This is a genomic window from Pseudomonas macauensis, assembly GCF_047902425.1.
Taxonomy (GTDB): domain Bacteria; phylum Pseudomonadota; class Gammaproteobacteria; order Pseudomonadales; family Pseudomonadaceae; genus Pseudomonas.
On sequence record NZ_CP138377.1, the window covers coordinates 4910586 to 4926751 of the forward strand.

Annotated in this window: 19 protein-coding genes; 7 read left to right on the forward strand and 12 right to left on the reverse strand. The window is 65.5% G+C overall.

The window, feature by feature from the left end; genetic code table 11:
- Window positions 1-195: 195 nt before the first annotated feature.
- From SD196_RS22455 to SD196_RS22465, 3 genes are all read right to left on the reverse strand, one after another.
- Window positions 196-555, reverse strand: coding sequence for a PilZ domain-containing protein (locus SD196_RS22455; RefSeq protein ID WP_275608569.1), 360 nt, complete (start codon window positions 553-555; stop codon window positions 196-198).
- A 60-nt stretch (window positions 556-615) separates the two neighbouring features.
- The gene (locus tag SD196_RS22460; RefSeq protein ID WP_275608570.1) at window positions 616-1038 is read right to left on the reverse strand and encodes a DUF4124 domain-containing protein; all 423 of its coding nucleotides are present in this window, start codon (window positions 1036-1038) and stop codon (window positions 616-618) included.
- 76 nt (window positions 1039-1114) lie between these two features.
- Window positions 1115-1486, reverse strand: coding sequence for a tetratricopeptide repeat protein (locus SD196_RS22465; RefSeq protein WP_275608571.1), 372 nt, complete (start codon window positions 1484-1486; stop codon window positions 1115-1117).
- Between the two features lie 99 nt (window positions 1487-1585).
- Between SD196_RS22465 and SD196_RS22470 the strand changes: the two genes are divergently transcribed.
- The 3 genes from SD196_RS22470 to pyk all read left to right on the forward strand — a co-directional run bounded on the left by SD196_RS22470 (window position 1586) and on the right by pyk (window position 4932).
- Entirely contained in the window at window positions 1586-2392 is an 807-nt protein-coding gene (locus SD196_RS22470; protein WP_343577409.1) for an outer membrane assembly lipoprotein YfiO, read from the forward strand.
- A 91-nt stretch (window positions 2393-2483) separates the two neighbouring features.
- Window positions 2484-3392, forward strand: a complete 909-nt coding sequence (locus tag SD196_RS22475; RefSeq protein ID WP_370600016.1) for a universal stress protein — start codon at window positions 2484-2486, stop codon at window positions 3390-3392.
- A gap of 88 nt (window positions 3393-3480) precedes the next feature.
- Window positions 3481-4932, forward strand: coding sequence for a pyruvate kinase (gene pyk, locus SD196_RS22480; protein ID WP_275608574.1), 1452 nt, complete (start codon window positions 3481-3483; stop codon window positions 4930-4932).
- A gap of 429 nt (window positions 4933-5361) precedes the next feature.
- Here pyk and SD196_RS22485 read toward each other — a convergent pair whose 3' ends face one another.
- The 3 genes from SD196_RS22485 to SD196_RS22495 are packed head-to-tail and all read right to left on the reverse strand — an operon-like array spanning window position 5362 to window position 8233.
- The gene (locus tag SD196_RS22485; protein WP_275608575.1) at window positions 5362-6135 is read right to left on the reverse strand and encodes an enoyl-CoA hydratase-related protein; all 774 of its coding nucleotides are present in this window, start codon (window positions 6133-6135) and stop codon (window positions 5362-5364) included.
- 48 nt (window positions 6136-6183) lie between these two features.
- A complete protein-coding gene (locus SD196_RS22490; RefSeq protein ID WP_331319264.1) occupies window positions 6184-7122 on the reverse strand; it encodes an iron-sulfur-binding ferredoxin reductase in 939 nt (312 codons plus the stop codon).
- Window positions 7115-8233 (reverse strand): GGDEF domain-containing protein, encoded by a 1119-nt coding sequence (locus SD196_RS22495; protein WP_331319265.1) that lies wholly within the window; start codon window positions 8231-8233, stop codon window positions 7115-7117. The genes SD196_RS22490 and SD196_RS22495 overlap by 8 nt, the downstream gene beginning before the upstream one ends.
- 261 nt (window positions 8234-8494) lie before the next feature.
- On the opposite strand from SD196_RS22495, the gene SD196_RS22500 reads away from it, so the two are divergent.
- Window positions 8495-10018 carry a fumarate hydratase gene (locus tag SD196_RS22500; RefSeq protein ID WP_275608578.1) on the forward strand — a complete coding sequence of 508 codons (1524 nt, stop codon included), beginning with the start codon at window positions 8495-8497 and terminating at the stop codon, window positions 10016-10018.
- A gap of 239 nt (window positions 10019-10257) precedes the next feature.
- Here SD196_RS22500 and SD196_RS22505 read toward each other — a convergent pair whose 3' ends face one another.
- The 3 genes from SD196_RS22505 to SD196_RS22515 form a co-directional block, all read right to left on the reverse strand.
- Window positions 10258-10560: a ribbon-helix-helix domain-containing protein gene (locus SD196_RS22505; protein WP_275608579.1), complete on the reverse strand. Its 303-nt coding sequence runs from the start codon at window positions 10558-10560 to the stop codon at window positions 10258-10260.
- 33 nt (window positions 10561-10593) lie between these two features.
- Entirely contained in the window at window positions 10594-11175 is a 582-nt protein-coding gene (locus SD196_RS22510) for a DJ-1/PfpI family protein (protein WP_275608580.1), read from the reverse strand.
- Between the two features lie 106 nt (window positions 11176-11281).
- Window positions 11282-11860: a DUF2846 domain-containing protein gene (locus SD196_RS22515; RefSeq protein WP_343577399.1), complete on the reverse strand. Its 579-nt coding sequence runs from the start codon at window positions 11858-11860 to the stop codon at window positions 11282-11284.
- A gap of 188 nt (window positions 11861-12048) precedes the next feature.
- Here SD196_RS22515 and SD196_RS22520 point away from each other — a divergent pair, with 188 nt between their 5' ends.
- Together SD196_RS22520 and SD196_RS22525 are read left to right on the forward strand one after the other, a co-directional pair.
- Window positions 12049-12318 carry a CopG family ribbon-helix-helix protein gene (locus SD196_RS22520; RefSeq protein ID WP_275608582.1) on the forward strand — a complete coding sequence of 90 codons (270 nt, stop codon included), beginning with the start codon at window positions 12049-12051 and terminating at the stop codon, window positions 12316-12318.
- Entirely contained in the window at window positions 12309-12596 is a 288-nt protein-coding gene (locus SD196_RS22525) for a type II toxin-antitoxin system RelE/ParE family toxin (protein ID WP_275608583.1), read from the forward strand. The genes SD196_RS22520 and SD196_RS22525 overlap by 10 nt, the downstream gene beginning before the upstream one ends.
- Here SD196_RS22525 and SD196_RS22530 read toward each other — a convergent pair.
- Together SD196_RS22530 and SD196_RS22535 are read right to left on the reverse strand one after the other, a co-directional pair.
- A complete protein-coding gene (locus tag SD196_RS22530) occupies window positions 12590-13480 on the reverse strand; it encodes a carbon-nitrogen hydrolase family protein (protein WP_416310685.1) in 891 nt (296 codons plus the stop codon). The two genes, SD196_RS22525 and SD196_RS22530, sit on opposite strands and share 7 nt — an antisense overlap.
- Complete coding sequence (locus SD196_RS22535) at window positions 13480-14073, reverse strand: GNAT family acetyltransferase (protein ID WP_416310686.1); 594 nt, start codon at window positions 14071-14073, stop codon at window positions 13480-13482. Before SD196_RS22535 ends, SD196_RS22530 begins: the two co-directional genes overlap by 1 nt.
- A 109-nt stretch (window positions 14074-14182) precedes the next feature.
- Here SD196_RS22535 and SD196_RS22540 point away from each other — a divergent pair, with 109 nt between their 5' ends.
- Entirely contained in the window at window positions 14183-14581 is a 399-nt protein-coding gene (locus SD196_RS22540) for a nuclear transport factor 2 family protein (protein ID WP_275608586.1), read from the forward strand.
- Window positions 14582-14882: 301 nt separating this feature from the next.
- Here SD196_RS22540 and SD196_RS22545 read toward each other — a convergent pair whose 3' ends face one another.
- Entirely contained in the window at window positions 14883-16163 is a 1281-nt protein-coding gene (locus tag SD196_RS22545; RefSeq protein ID WP_416310687.1) for an acyltransferase family protein, read from the reverse strand.
- Window positions 16164-16166: the final 3 nt, after the last annotated feature.

Sequence of the window (16166 nt, forward strand, 5' to 3'; positions counted from 1 at the left end):
CAAGCTCGCTTACAGGTTGGCCGTCTGTAGGGCATACAACCGTTCGCGGTTGTACGCCGATACGCCGAGCTCAGCCGCCGACGACAGGGCCAAGTTCGGAGCGCGGGGGATCGAGGTCACACCTTGTTCTGACGGCGGGAATTCCCGGCGTCCTGCCTTCCGCTACCGCCAGGTCGGTTCAGCGCGTCCTGCGCCTCAGACCGACTCCACCTGACGGCGAAAACTGAAATAACGGCGTAGCGCATCGACCAGCTCGACGTACTCCATCGGCGGCGCCACCAGGCTGAAGCCGGAGTCGAAGTTGCCCGGATTGACGTCCTCGCGGCACCACTGGCACGTCGCGGAGAACTCGATCAGCTGCAGCTTGCCGTCATGGCCCGGGATCTTCAGGCGCATGTCGAAACGGCCACCCACCAGCATCGGCAGCTGGCTGATCAGCAACATCCCGTCCAGCGAGACGTTGCCCAGGTAACCCATCGGTTTGTCGGTGATGCTGTTGAACACCTTCAGGTAGTAGGGCAGCTGATGGCGCTCGATATGTCGTTGATGGCGCATAATGGCGTTTCGCTATGAAATATCGTCCAGTATGGCAATGCCGCCCGCTTGGGGCCAGTCCTAACGACAACCTTCCGCCAGTCGCGCTTCGAGCTCGCGACGGGCGGCGTCGATCTGTGCATCGCTGTAGTAGGTCCGTTTACCGTCGCTATCCTGCGTGAAGTAGCGACCGCCCAGACTGAGGTTGTTCAGGCTCTGCTGCCACTGCGCGCACTGGGCGTTCAGCTTGGCCTGCTGCTCGGTCGCCTTGGCTTGCGCGGCGGCCTGCTCGTCACGACGGGCATCGTAGAAGCGGGCGGTGCGCTCTTCCCGCTCACGGGTCGCCGCGTCACGCTCGACGACCTGGGGCTTCACTTCGATGCGCTGCGCCCCCGGCGGTGGGGTTTCGCTGAAATGCACCTTGCCCTGCGCGTCGGTCCAGCGATAGATGTCGGCGTGGACCAACAAGGGAAAACACCAGACGCAGAGCCACAGGGCACGCATTCCAACCTCCTCCGTGAAGTCACTCCATGAGATTAGCCAGCGATCGGGGGCGCTCAAGTTCGCCACCGACCGGCGGTCAGGGCGTGACCGGATAGCTGCGCGCCGTATCGCCGGGCAGACGGCCATTCAGGCGTAGCGTTTCCAGCCGGGCCTTGGCGCGGTAAGCATACTCGCTGGTGGGGTAGCGGGCGATGATGAACTGGTAGGTCTGCGCGGCGTCGACGAAGAATTTCTGCCGTTCCAGGCATTGCCCGCGCAGCATGGAGATCTCCGGCTGCAGCCAGGGGCGCGCGCGGCTCTTGCGCTCGGTTTCCGAGAGTTCGAGCATGACCCGATCGCAATCGCCGCTCTTGTACGAGCGGTAGGCGTTGTTCAGGTGGTAATTCATCGACCAACTGGTGCATCCGGTAACACTCAGGAGCAGCAGCAGGGTGGCCAGGGTTCGCATGGGCATATCCTCCGTTGGGAAGTGTATCGGCCCGTCTTGGCCGTACTGAAGCCCGCCACTAGACTGGCGCGGATAACGCCCCGGCGCCAAGGAGATGCCATGCGCTCAGCTTTCGCCCTGCCCTTCGTGGTGCTCCTTCCCCTGCTCGTCGGCTGCGCCCCCACCACGCCGCTGTTCGTCGCGCAGGTCACCACCGGTGAAGTCGCCGAATACAAGCAGCTGAAGAACAAACGCATGACCGCCGCGGTGGAAGAGGAAGGCGACCTGCTGACCTACAGCGCCCAGGCCATCCGCGACAACAAGAGTGCCGAGGCCGAGCAGCTCTACCTGACCGGCTACGGCAACACCCGCTACAGCCCGGAAGTGCGCGCCATCGCGCTGTACCAGATCGGCCTGATCTACATGAGCCGCTTCAACGACCAGCGCGACGATGCGAAGGCGCTGCAGTACTTCGAGCGCATCGACCGCGAATTCCCTGGCACCCAGGCTGCCGCCCATGCGGACGCGCGCATCCTGATGATCCGCCAGCGCGCCAAGGACCCGGTGCAGAAGAACGCCCGCGAGCTGCTGGCGGATTGGAAGCCGCAGTACAACCTCGACCTGAACAAGCCCAGCCTCGATCCGGACATGACCCTGCTGTCGCGCCGCGCGGTGCTCAAGGACCGCGTCGACGAAGCCGCGCAGCTCTACCTGCTGGGCGCCAACGACCCGGCCATCCCGCCGGACATCCGCGAAAAGGCGCTGTACCAGCTCGGCCTGATGTACATGGCGCCGGACAACCCGCACCCCGACCGCGACCAGGCCATCGCCTACCTGCGCCGGCAACTGGCCGAGTACCCCAACGGCGATCTCGCCGACAAGGCGGCGCACCACCTCGACCAGGCGCTGAACAGCCAGCGCAACTGAGGGCGGCTTCCCGCGCGCAGCGCTGACCCAGATCAAGCGCTACGCGCTAGGCTTGGACTGCAATGGTCGCAGCCCGCGCGAGGAAGCCGACATGAAACTCCAGCATCTGCTCGTCGTCATCGACCCCACCCGCGAAGACCAGCCCGCCCTCACCCGCGCCCAGTGGATCGCCGAACGCAGCGGCGCGCGACTGGAACTGCTGGCCTGCGAGTTCAATCCCGCCCTGGACAACAACCTGCTGTTGGATCAGGGCGATCTCGAACGGGGAAGGCAGAGCCTGCTCGAACAGCGCCTGGCCTGGCTGGAGCAGCTCGCCGCGCCGCTGCGCCAGGCCGGCATCGAGGTGAAATGCCAGGCTCGCTGGGGCAAACCGCTGCACCGGCAGGTCGTCCTGCACTGCGAGCAGAGCCAGCCCGACCTGGTTCTCAAGTCCGCGCACCACCACAGCCTGCTCAAGCGCCTGGTGCTGACCAACCACGACTGGCAGCTGATCCGCCATTGCCCGCAGCCGCTGTGGCTGGTGCAACACGGCCAATGGCGTGGCGAACGCCTGTGCGCGGCACTCGACCCGCTGCACGCCAGCGACAAGCCGGCGGAGCTGGACCACCGCCTGATCGGCGTGGCCCGCGAGTTCGAACAACGCCTGAAACTGCAGGCGCATTACCTGCACGCCTACGTCGCAGTGCCACAGACCCTGGCATTCAACGCCGAACTGCTGGCCAACTACGACGACTATGTGCAACGTACCGCAACCCACCACCGCGAGGCCTTCGACGCCCTGCTGGCGCAATACCCGACCATCGACCGCGCGCGCACCCAACTGAGCCAGGGCTTTGCCGAAGAGGTAATCCCCACCTACGTACGCGACAAGGGCATCGACCTGCTGCTGATGGGCGCGGTCGCCCGCGGGCAGTTCGACAACGCGCTGATCGGCCAGACCGCCGAACGGGTGCTCGAAGAGGTGGAATGCGACCTGCTGGTGATCAGACCTGTCACCTGAAAGAGAGTAAGATGGCGTCCTGGCTGCCTTCGGAACCTTTCCAGGCTCTCCGGGCGGCCTGACCGCTGCTTTCCCCTAGGAGTCCCGCATGTCCCTTCGCCGCACCAAGATCGTCGCCACCCTCGGCCCAGCCAGCAACTCCCCCGAAGTCCTGGAACAGCTGATCCTCGCCGGGATCGACGTCGCCCGCCTGAACTTCTCCCACGGTACTCCCGATGAACACCGCGCCCGCGCCAAACTGGTCCGCGACCTCGCCGCCAAGCACGGCCGCTTCGTCGCACTGCTGGGCGACCTGCAGGGCCCGAAGATCCGTATCGCCAAGTTCGCCAACAAGCGCATCGAACTGGCCGTCGGCGACACCTTCCGCTTCTCCACCAGCCACCCGCGCACCGAAGGCAACCAGCAAGTGGTCGGCATCGACTATCCGGATCTGGTGAAGGATTGCGGCGTCGGCGACGAACTGCTGCTGGACGACGGTCGCGTGGTCATGGCGGTCAAGGAAGTGAAGGCGGACGAACTGGTCTGCGAAGTGCTGATCGGCGGCCCGCTGTCCGACCACAAGGGCATCAACCGCCGTGGCGGCGGCCTCACCGCGCCGGCCCTGACCGACAAGGACAAGGCCGACATCAAGCTCGCCGCAAGCATGGACCTGGACTACGTCGCCGTGTCCTTCCCGCGTGACGCCAAGGACATGGAATACGCCCGTAGCCTGCTCACCGAGGCCGGCGGCACCGCCTGGCTGGTGGCCAAGATCGAGCGCGCCGAAGCCGTGGCCGACGACGAAGCCCTGGACGGCCTGATTCGCGCCAGCGACGCGGTGATGGTGGCCCGCGGCGACCTCGGTGTGGAAATTGGCGACGCCGAGCTGGTGGGCATCCAGAAGAAAATCATTCTGCACGCACGCCGCTACAACAAGGCCGTGATCACCGCGACCCAGATGATGGAGTCGATGATCCACAACCCGATGCCGACCCGCGCGGAAGTCTCCGACGTGGCCAACGCCGTGCTGGACTATACCGACGCCGTGATGCTCTCCGCCGAGAGCGCCGCCGGCGAATACCCGGTGGAAGCGGTCCAGGCCATGGCGCGCATCTGTGCCGGCGCCGAGAAGCACCCGACCACCAAGAAGTCCAGCCACCGCCTGGGCCAGACCTTCGAGCGCTGCGACGAGAGCATCGCCCTGGCGGCCATGTACACCGCCAACCACTTCCCGGGAATCAAGGCGATCATCTGCCTGACCGAAAGCGGCTACACCCCGCTGATCATGTCGCGCATCCGCTCCTCGGTACCGATCTTCGCCTACTCCCCGCACCGCGAAACCCAGGCCCGCGTGGCGCTGTTCCGCGGCGTGGAAACCATCCCCTTCGACCCGGCAGCCCTGCCGCCGGAGCGGGTCAGCCAGGAAGCCGTCGACGCGCTGCTGCAGCGTGGTGTGGTGACCAAGGGTGACTGGGTGATCCTGACCAAGGGCGACAGCTACACCACCCAGGGCGGCACCAACACCATGAAGGTGCTGCACGTGGGTGATCTGCTGGTCTGATCCCGCACCGGCAACAAAAAAGGCCGCCCTTATGGGCGGCCTTTTCATTCCGGGTTGCTCAAAGGGCAACCAATGTCTTGGAAGCCAGGCGCCGTGCGGGCTTGGCGTCTTGACCCCAAGGTTATCCACAACACCTTCCACATCTTGTGTGGGCAACCTGCCGGGCGTCGCTCAAATACCACCCAACCCCCTGAAAGCCCCGGCGGACGTGGGTTCGCCAGGTTGCCCCAAAGCTTATCCACAGCACGCTCCACAGATTGTGTGGGCAACCGGGTGCATCCGTAGGGCGTACAACCGTTCGCGGTTGTACGCCGATACGCCGTCGTCATCGTTGGCGCCATGACCGAGCACGGAGCGCATGGAGACCACGGCCAGGCGGCGTATAACGCGGAGCGTTATACGCCCTACATTCCAAACCTGCGGGAGTTGTTACAGGAACTTGGAGAAATCCGGCTGGCGACGCTGGGTGAAGGCGCTCAGCGCTTCCTGGGCCTCCGGCGAGTGCAGGCGCTCGACGAAGAGCTGTCCCTCCTCCGCCACTACCTGGCGCAATTGCTCGATGTAAGGCGCCTTAAGCAGGCGCTTACTCAGCGCCACCGCCGCCGGCGGCAGTTGCTGCAGCGACTGGCAGACCTCACGGGCACGCTCGATGGCAGCGGCGCCGTCGGCCAGCGCTTCGTTGGCGATGCCGTACGCCACCGCCTGCTCGCCGGTGAAACCTTCGCCACGCATCAGCAGGCTGGCCGCCTTCACAGGGCCGACCAGGCGCGGTACCAGGAAGCTGGAGCCGAACTCCGGGCACAGGCCGAGGTTGACGAAGGGCATCTTGAACTTGGAGCCCTGGGCGACGAAGACCTGGTCGCAGTGCAACAACAGGGTGGTGCCGATCCCCACGGCGGGGCCGGCCACCGCCGCGACCACCGGCTTGGTGAAGTCCATCAGCGCGCGCATGAAGCGGAATACCGGGCTGTCCGGGCCGCTGGGCGGTTGCTGGAGGAAGTCGACGATGTCATTGCCACTGGTGAAGCATTCCGCGCCGCCGGTGATCAGTACCACGCGCACGGTGCGATCCGCCTCCGCCGCCTCCAGGGCCTCGGCCAGGGCGGAGTACATGGTGCGGGTCAGCGCGTTCATCTTGTCCGGACGGTTCAGGCGCAGGGTCAGCAGGCCCTGTTCGCGTTCGACGAGAATCTGTTCGCTCATGGCAAATCCTTCTTATTGGACTTCTACTTATTGGGGCCGCGCGCCGCTTCAGGCGTGCGGAAGGAACAGGTCGGCCAGCGTCTGGCCGCGCGGCACGCCACAGAGGTAGAGGCGGCGGGCGAAGGCATCGACGCTGTCGGGGTGGCCGCAGAGTAAGGCGATGCTCCGCCGCGAAACAAGCCGGAGTTGCGCCAAAACTTCGGCCGACTCGGCCGCGGTCATCAGCGTCACCTCCAGCTCCGGGTGCACGGCGGCAAGCTCGCGCAGCGCTTCGGCGAGGTAGTGGCCGGCATTGTCATGAGCCTGGTGAATGACCCGGATGGGACCTGCGTGATGCTGGCGCAACGCCTCGCGCAGCACGCCCCAGAGCGGCGCCAGACCGGTGCCGGAGGCCATCAGCAGCAACGGCCGGTCGTGCCATTCGGGGTCATAGTGCAGGGCGCCGCCGCGCAGCTCGCCCAGGCGTACGCTGTCGCCCGCCTTCAACTGGCGGGCAAAGCCGCTGAACGCGCCAGGCAGACGGCAATCGATGTGGAACTCCAGCCAGGGGTCGATACCCGGTACGCTGGCCAGCGAGTAGGGCCGCGCCACGCCCTCGGTGCTCCAGAGGATCAGGTGCTGCCCGGCGCGATAGCGCAGCGGGCGTTGCGGCGTCAGGCGAAGACGCAGTACGTCCGGCGCCGGCCAGTCCAGCTCGGCGACGCTGGCGGGCAGGCCGTCGCGCTGCGGGTCGAAGACTTCCACGGCGAGGTCTTCGATGACCTGGCACTGGCAGGACAACCGCCAGCCCTCGTCGCGTCGTGCGGCCTCCAGCGCATCGGGTAATGCATCGCGGACTTCTCCGCGCGTGCAGCGCACCAGGCAGGCGTGGCAGCTGCCGGCGCGGCAACTGTAGGGCACGGCGACGCCGGCCCCGCGCAGGGCATCGAGCAGGTTGACTCCGGGGGTTACCGAAAAGCGTTGCGATCCGGCCTGTATCTCAGGCACGCGTCCACTCCCATGCGGCATCGCAGCGGTTACGTCCGCTGCGTTTCGCACGGTAGAGCGCCTGGTCGGCCCGTTGCAAGGCCTCGTCGAGATCGTCGGTGGGCTCCAGCAGGGTCATCCCCGCCGACAGACTCAGCACTTCGATATTCACCCCTACCGGCTGCGCGTCGGCGTAGGCCATGCGCAGCCGTTCGCAGCAGGTCGCCAGCCGGTCGGCATCGGCGTTGGGCAGCAGCAGGACGAACTCCTCGCCGCCATAGCGCGCCAGGATGTCGCCCTCGCGCAGGCAGGCCCGCGCCACCGCGGCGAAGGTCTGTAGCACGCGGTCGCCGGCGGCGTGACCGTGGAGGTCGTTGATGCGCTTGAAGTGATCCAGGTCGATCAGGGCCAGGCCATGACGCTGGTTCAATGGCATTTCGTCCAGCGCGCGGCCGGCCAGACGCAGGAAGTGGCGGCGGTTGAACAGGCCGGTCAGCTCATCGGTGGCCACCAGGTCCTCCAGCTGACGCATCATCCCGCGCAGCGTGTCCTGGTGAGCCTGTAGCGCGTAGCGGCGTTGGCGCATGCGCTGGCGCAGCGCCTGGACATAGCCGGCGAACAGGCTGAGCCAGACCAGGACGATGAACAGCACCAGCAGTTGCAGGATCGCCTGGGCGGGCAGCTCGAGGCGTTGCTGGAAAGCCTCCCACAGGTTCAGGCCGGCGAAGGCGATGAATGCCAGCCCCGCGCAACGGGCGAACACCCTGGGCTGTAGCTGGAACACGCCGAACAGCAGGATCAGCACGTAGAACACCATCAGGGTGCCGCGCGCGGAGTCGACGTTGGCCAGGAACAGGGTGTGCCAGAGGAGCGCGACCAGCACCTGCGGCTCGGTCATGCTCGGGTCGGAGAAGCGTTGGTTTCGCCCGGTGAGGAACAACCAGAAGAAGGCCAGTTGGCTGGCCACCACCAGAAGCGTGCAACCCAGCGCGAAGGCGACGGAGCCGCGGAAGAAGTCACCAAACACTGCCATCCATAGCAATAGCTGCGCCAGCGCGTAAGTGCCGACGGCCATGCCGAATCGCCTGATGAGTAGTTTTTGTAAGGCGCGCTGTTTCAGCAGTGTGCTCATGGGGCTCCATCCCGTAATGGCACCTGGCCTCCACTCTACTATCAAAGCGCCTGATCGCCTAGCCGATCGGAATGTGGGCGCCCACGTGGCTTCCAAATAAAAGCGGCGGCCCCCTGTGACCAAGGTCGGATCACTGGCGCGTGCGCGGCAAGCGGCCGCAGCGGTATACTACGGCGCCTTTTTTCGCCGGAACCGTGCCGGCGTACTCCCGATGTAACAGGCCCTGCGCCTGTATTTCCCGCCTGAAGAGGACCGTGCTCCATGGCCGTGATCAAGCAAGACGACCTGATCCAGAGCGTCGCCGATGCCCTGCAGTTCATCTCCTACTACCACCCGGTTGATTTCATCCAGGCCATGCATGAGGCCTACCTGCGCGAAGAATCGCCGGCTGCCCGGGACTCGATGGCGCAGATCCTGATCAACTCGCGCATGTGCGCCACCGGCCATCGCCCGATCTGCCAGGACACCGGCATCGTCACCGTGTTCGTCCGCGTCGGCATGGACGTACGCTGGGACGGCGCCACCATGAGCGTCGACGACATGATCAACGAAGGCGTGCGTCGCGCCTACAACCTGCCGGAAAACGTCCTGCGCGCCTCCATCCTGGCCGACCCGGCAGGTAGCCGTAAGAACACCAAGGACAACACCCCGGCGGTGATCCACTACTCCATCGTCCCCGGCAACACCGTGGAAGTGGACGTCGCGGCCAAGGGCGGCGGCTCCGAGAACAAGTCGAAGATGGCCATGCTCAACCCGTCCGACTCCATCGTCGACTGGGTGCTGAAGACCGTTCCCACCATGGGCGCCGGCTGGTGCCCGCCGGGCATGCTCGGCATCGGCATCGGCGGTACCGCCGAGAAGGCCGCGGTGATGGCGAAGGAAGTCCTGATGGACCCGATCGACATCCATGAGCTGAAGGCCCGCGGCCCGCAGAACCGCATCGAGGAACTGCGCCTGGAGCTGTTCGAGAAGGTCAACCAGCTGGGCATCGGCGCCCAGGGCCTGGGCGGCCTGACCACCGTGCTCGACGTGAAGATCATGGACTACCCGACCCACGCAGCGTCCCTGCCGGTCTGCATGATCCCCAACTGCGCCGCCACCCGTCACGCCCACTTCGTGCTCGACGGTTCCGGCCCGGCTTCGCTGGAAGCGCCGCCGCTGGACGCCTACCCGGAAATCGTCTGGGAAGCCGGTCCCTCCGCGCGCCGCGTCGACCTGGACAAGATCACCCCGGAAGAAGTGCAGAGCTGGAAGCCGGGCGAAACCCTGCTGCTCAACGGCAAGATGCTCACCGGCCGCGATGCTGCACACAAGCGCATGGTCGACATGCTGAACAAGGGCGAAGAGCTGCCGGTAGACCTGAAAGGCCGCTTCATCTACTACGTCGGCCCGGTCGATCCGGTCGGTGACGAAGTGGTTGGCCCGGCTGGCCCGACCACCGCGACCCGCATGGACAAATTCACCCGCCAGATCCTGGAAAGCACCGGCCTGCTGGGCATGATCGGCAAGTCCGAGCGCGGCCCGATCGCCATCGAGGCGATCAAGGACAACAAGGCCGTGTATCTGATGGCTGTGGGCGGCGCCGCCTACCTGGTCGCCCAGGCGATCAAGAAGTCCAAGGTCCTGGCCTTCGCCGAACTGGGCATGGAAGCGATCTACGAGTTCGACGTGAAAGACATGCCGGTGACCGTCGCGGTCGACACCAATGGCGAGTCGGTGCACATCACCGGCCCGGCCATCTGGCAGAAGAAGATCGCCGAGAACCTGGCGGTGGAAGTGAAGTAAGGCTTCGCCTTCTTCGCCCCATGAAAAAGCCCGGCCATGTGCCGGGCTTTTTCATGGGTGGAATTTTTTGTGGTATCGACCTGTGGCTGGCCGATCGCGGATAAATCCGCTCCTACAACAGCCGGCAGCAACGGTGTTTCCCTGTAGGAGCGAGCTTGCTCGCGAACGGAGTTCCCGGCAGCACTGGGGCTGGGCGGTTCGCGAGCAAGCTCGCTCCTACGAAAAAGCCGTCAGCGGAGTCAGGCGCTGCGCGGCACCCGGTTCAGTTCCACGACATTGTCACGGCGCTGGGCTAGAAAACGGGTGCAGCTCACCCGCAGGAAGGAAGCGAAGTTCACCACCTCCCCGCGATAGTCCATTACCTCGTCATAGAGCTTGGTGATCAGTTGATTGGTGGTCATGCCGTCCACCTCGGCGATCTCGCGCAGGATGTCCCAGAACTGGTTCTCCAGGCGCAGCGTGGTGACCACGCCACGGATGCGCAGCGAGCGGGAGCGCGACTCATAGAGAATCGGGTCGGCCTTTACGTAGAGTTCGCACATGGACGGCTTCTCCAGCTTCGATGAGGGGCCAGTTTACAGGCTGATCTTCGTGCCCAGCACGTCGAGGAACTTCGCCAGCCAGGCCGGGTGCGCCGGCCACGCGGGCGCGGTCACCAGATTGCCGTCGACATGGGCGGCATCCACCGGGATGTCCACGTACTCGCCACCCGCCAGCTTCACTTCCGGGCCACAGGCTGGGTAAGCACTGCAGGCGCGGCCCTTGAGCACACCGGCAGCGGCCAGCAACTGGGCGCCATGGCAGACGGCGGCAATGGGTTTCTTCGCGGCATCGAAGGCTTTCACCAGTTCAATCACCTTGGCGTTCAGGCGCAGGTATTCCGGGGCGCGGCCGCCAGGGATCAGCAGCGCGTCGTAATCCTCAGCGCGCACCTCGGCGAAGGTGGCGTTCAGCGCGAAGTTGTGGCCCGGCTTCTCGCTGTAGGTCTGGTCGCCTTCGAAATCGTGGATGGCAGTGCGGATGCTCTGGCCAGCCTTCTTGTCCGGGCAGACGGCATGGACGGTATGCCCGACCATCAGCAGTGCCTGGAACGGCACCATGGTTTCGTAGTCTTCGGCGTAGTCGCCGACCAGCATCAGGATCTTCTTCGCGGCCATCGTGGGCATCCTCCCGGCAGGGCCCGGCCGTGGTGACCGGGCATGCGGGAGAGCTTAGTCAGTCGCGCAATCGGCGGGTAATAGGCCGCTACTACAGCGCATCACCTCAGAGGCCGATGCGCTCGAAAAAGCCCGGCCCCTCGACGGTCTTGCCGCTGGCGGCGATGCTCACCGGCGCCTGCACCTGACGCGTGGCGGGTATCTCCCGCGAGCCCAGCTCATTGCCCACCAGGTTCAACGGGCCGGCGCCCTCCCCGGCGTTGTGCTGGAACTTGGGCGGCGTGTGGGTCTCGTCGTAGCGCAGGTAGTAGACCTGGCCAGCTTTCGCCTCCAGGGCGAAGCCGGAGATCAGGGTGAAGTCCAGGGTGCCGCCCGCGAAGCAGGTCCAGAAGCTGCCCAACAGCGGACGGCGCATCTGCAACTGGTAGCTGCCCGGCACGAAGCTCATGGCGAAATAGCCGTTGCTCGGCAGGCTGCCGATCAGTTCGTTGTTGAGGAACAGCCCCGGCGCCTCCAGTTCCTCGTCGGACCACTGGTTCTGCGGGCGGTAGATGTACACCGTCGCATGCTGTGGATCGCTCGGCAGCGCGCTGAACATCGGGCCATCGAGCGCACCGAAGAACGCACCGGGAGAACTGCAGCCGGCCAGCAACAGGAGGAAGGCGCACAGGGCCAGTCGGAGCATGGAAAGTCCCTCTTATGGTTATGCCCGGAGCATAACCACGGCGCCGTGCCTTGCCACCCGTCGAAAGTCCGGGTCGATGAGTTCACGGATGTGCAGAGATGGCGCCCCGCTCATCCCGTGCAGTTTGACACTGATCCTCTTCGGACGAAGTATTACCCGGTATTACCTTTCACTACAGAGGCACCGCTATGGCCACTTCGGTCAAACTCGACGAGGAAATGCTCGCTCGCGTGCGCGAGCTGGCCGAGCTGCGCCAGCGCTCACCGCACTGGATCATGCGCGAGGCGATCGGCCAGTACGTTGTGCGTGAAGAACAGCGCGAAAAGCTCAAGCGCGACACCGAGCAGGCCTGGGAAGAGTTCCAGGCGACCGGCCAGCATGTCACTGCCGAAGCGGTGGAGAACTGGCTGAACAGCTGGGGCGATGAGGACGAACAAGCCGCACCGAAATGCGAGTGATCTACGCACCCGCCGCGCTTCGCGATCTCGAGCGCTTGCGCCGCTTCCTCCGCGAGACCAACCCAACTGCCGCACGCCGCGCCGGCCAGATCATCCTCCAGGCCACCCAGGCACTGGGGGCGCATCCGCAGATGGGGCGGCTGATCGATGACCTGCCCGTGGTTTATCGAGAATGGCCCATCGACTTCGGCGACAGCGGCTACCTGGCTAGATACCGCATCGATGGCGAAACCCTGGTGGTCCTCGCCATCCGCCACCAACGCGAAGCCGGTTACTGATCCAACACCTTGAGGCGCCCCGGCGTGAACTGCTCCGGCCAGTCGCGGCGGGTGAACACCTGCCCTTCGCGGCGCACGCGGCGGACCTCGTCCAGGTCCAGGTCGTACAGCAGCCAGCGGCTGGCTGCCGGCGTCAGTTCTTCGCTCAGCGCCAGCACGCCATCGGCGGGCATGCCGTAGTCCGGCGGCACGTAGAGCCCCGCGCGGCCGACGTTTTCGTCCAGCGCCGGCGACCAGGGCGCAAGCCCCACGGTCGGCGAGTGCAGCACGGCGATCTGGTTCTCCAGCGCACGGGCCTGGGCGCCGATGCGCACGCGGTGATAGCCGGCCTCGGTGTCCGTGCAACTGGGCGCGAGGATCAGGTCGACCTCCTGCTCGGCGAGGGTGCGCGCCAGCAGCGGGAATTCGTTGTCGTAGCAGATGAGGATGCCCAGCCGACCGAACTCGGTTTCGAACACGCGCAGGCCTTCGCCGCCGACGATGTTCCACTGCTCACGCTCGAAGCGCGTCATCAGCAGCTTGTCCTGGGCGCCGAGCAGGCCCTGCGGGCCAAATAGCCAGGCGCGGTTGCGATACAGGCCGTCATCGTCCAGCACCGGCGCGGAGCCGGGCACCAGGTAGAGATTCAGCCGCCGGGCGATGGATTCGCACAGCGCCAGCCATTTCGGTAACCACGATTGCAGACCGGCGATGGAGCCGTGCAGGTCGCTGCGCTGCGCCTCGGGCAACAGGCCGCTCAACACCAGCCCGGCATATTCGGGCAGCACCAGCAGACGCGCGCCCTGCTCCGCCGCCTCGGCGCACAGGTCTTCGAGGTGCTGCGCGTAGGCCTCCCAGTGTTCGTGCAACTCGATAGCATACTGGCAGGCGGCAACGCGGATCATCAGGTCAGCTCCTTGAGCCAGAAGGACATGGGCTTGGCGCTCTCGCACGGCTCGCCCACGTCGCGCCAGTGGTACTCGGTGTGCAATTCCGGACGGGGGCTGAAGCCCCGGCGCCGCCAGAATTCATCCAGCGTCCGGTAGCCGGCGGGGCGCTCCGGGTGGTCCTGTGGCCGCTGCACCGCGCAGAAGGCACACCAGTCGAAACGCTGCAGCCCGCGTGCATAGCGCTCGCGTTCCTCGAAGAAGCGCAGGCCCAGGCCGGTATTGCGGTACGCCGGTAACAGCACCGACTCACCGAAGTAGAAGATGTGCTCGGGGTTCCAGCCCTGTTCGAGGAAGGGCCGCTGGAACTCTTCGGTCTCATCCGCAAGCGGCAGGCCGGTGGAAGCGCCGACGACCTGCTTCCCGTCGAGTACCAGCACGCACAGGCTCCAGGGCGAGTGCACGTAGGTATCGAGGTAGTTCGCCTCGTACTCCGGGCTGCCGTCGTAGAGATAGGGATATTCGCGGAACACGGTGATCCGCAGGCGCGCCAGGTCATCGATGAACGGGCGGATGGCGCTGCCGGTGAGCAGGCGGATGTCCGTGGGCATGGTCGTTTTCGTCCGCTGGATGCCGCAAACGGCAAAGTGATGGCCGACGGGTCAACCTATCATGGCCGGCGAGCTCACCTTAAGCCCTACCCGCGACAGGAGCATACCCATGCACGCCAAGGCCCTGATCAGTGCCTACTACGCCGCCTTCAACGCCGGCGACATGCCCGCCTTCCTCAGCCTGCTGCACGACGAGGTGGTACACGACATCAACCAGGGCGAGCGCCAGCATGGCAAGGAGGCCTTCGCGCGCTTCATGGAGCACATGAACCGCTGCTATCGCGAACGCCTGGCGGACATCGTGGTGATGGCCAGCGAGGATGGCACGCGCGGCGCAGCGGAGTTCGTCGTGCATGGTGAATACCTGAGCACCGACGAGGGCCTGCCGCCGGCCAACGGGCAGACCTACGTGCTGCCGGCCGGCGCCTTCTTCGAGATTCGCGACGGCAAGGTCGCGCGGGTGACCAACTACTACAACCTCAATGACTGGCAGGCGCAGGTGGGCTGAACCGGATGCCCAGACGCGGCCTTGATCGCGGATGAATCCGCTCCTACAAGAGCCGCTCACGCCCAGGCCGAACCGTAGGGCGGATAACGTTCGACGTTATACGCCACTTGACCGTACTGGAGGCACGCTCCGATGCTGACCTCGGAGTCGCAGCCCAGGGCGCTCCGAGCCTGACCATGGCGCCGACAAGATGCACGGCGTATCGGCGTACAACCGCGAACGGTTGTACGCCCTACGTTCCTGCACCGTGCGCACCGATAGCCGGCCCTTGTCCGCGAACCCCGCTGGCTGACTCCAGGGCTCAGCTCTCCGTCACCGCCCTCGACCGCGATGGCGGCGCCGGCAGCAGATGCCGCACCAGCCACTTGCGCACCGGCACCACGCAGCGCTCCTGCACCAGCACGCAGCTGGTCACCATGAACAGCAGGAACAGCGGGTATAGCCACAACGACAGCGGCTGGCGGGTCGCCTCGTCGACGCAGAAGGCCCAGTCGGCCAGGCAATCCCCCGGTGCGCGGATCAGCTTCTCGGTCCGCGAGAACAGGGTGAACAACGGCACATGCAAGGCGAACAGCGACAGCGACGCCGCCCCCAGGCGCGGCGACCAGCGCCGGATCAAGCTGCTGCGCGGATCGCGCGGCAACGCACTGAGGTACACCAGCATCAACTGCGCCGGCAGCAGCAGGCCGTTGTGCAGCAGGAAGTACCAGAACTTGGCGCCGTGGGTGTAGAGGTAGTCCGCCACCAGGAAATTCACCAGCACGAACGCCCCCATGGATAGCGCCAGCCCGCGACCCGGCGTGTGACCGGCATCCTTGTACTGGCGGAACAGTCCATAGGCGAGGATGCCACCGAGGAACTCCGGCAGGCGCAGCAGCGGATTGCGGTGCAGCAGGCCGGTCCAGGGCATGCCGTATTCCTGGCTGGCCACCACCAGCAGCGGCGGCACCAGGTACAGCAGCCAGAGGATGACCAGCAGGCGCCACTTGTGCCGCACCCGCGCCAGCCGCGGCGCGGCATAGGGGAAGCAGAGGTAGAAGAAGAACAGCGTCGACAGCGACCAGAGCGGCGCGTTGAAGGTCAGGTAGTACGGATTCCACGCCTGCATCATGGTGAGTTGCAGGATGCTGTTGAACAGCAGCTCGCGGTCGCTCATCCAGTGATGGAACAGCTGCGGCTGCAGGCGCCCGATGACCTCGTTGGTGTCATAGATGACGAAGCGCGGCGTGGCCTGGTCCAGGTCCGGGCCTATGCCCAGGCCGCTGACTACCAGCAGCACGGCGATGGTCAACAGGATCGAAAAGATGTGCAGCGGATAGAGGTTGGACAGCCGCTTGGTGAAGAAGCTGCGCGGGCTCTCCCGCAGTTGCCCGTCACTGACATAGACGTGGCAGAGCAGAAAGCCCGACAGCACGAAGAAGGTGCTGGTGGCAAAGAAGCCCAGACTGGTCAGGTCATCGAGACCGGCGAATTTCTGCTCCGTCGGGTAGCTGTGCAGGGTGTGGTAGATCACCACGTAGAGGCCCAGCAGGAAGCGCAGCCACTCCAGGCCGATGAAGCGTTCCTTCTGACTCGTACTCAACGC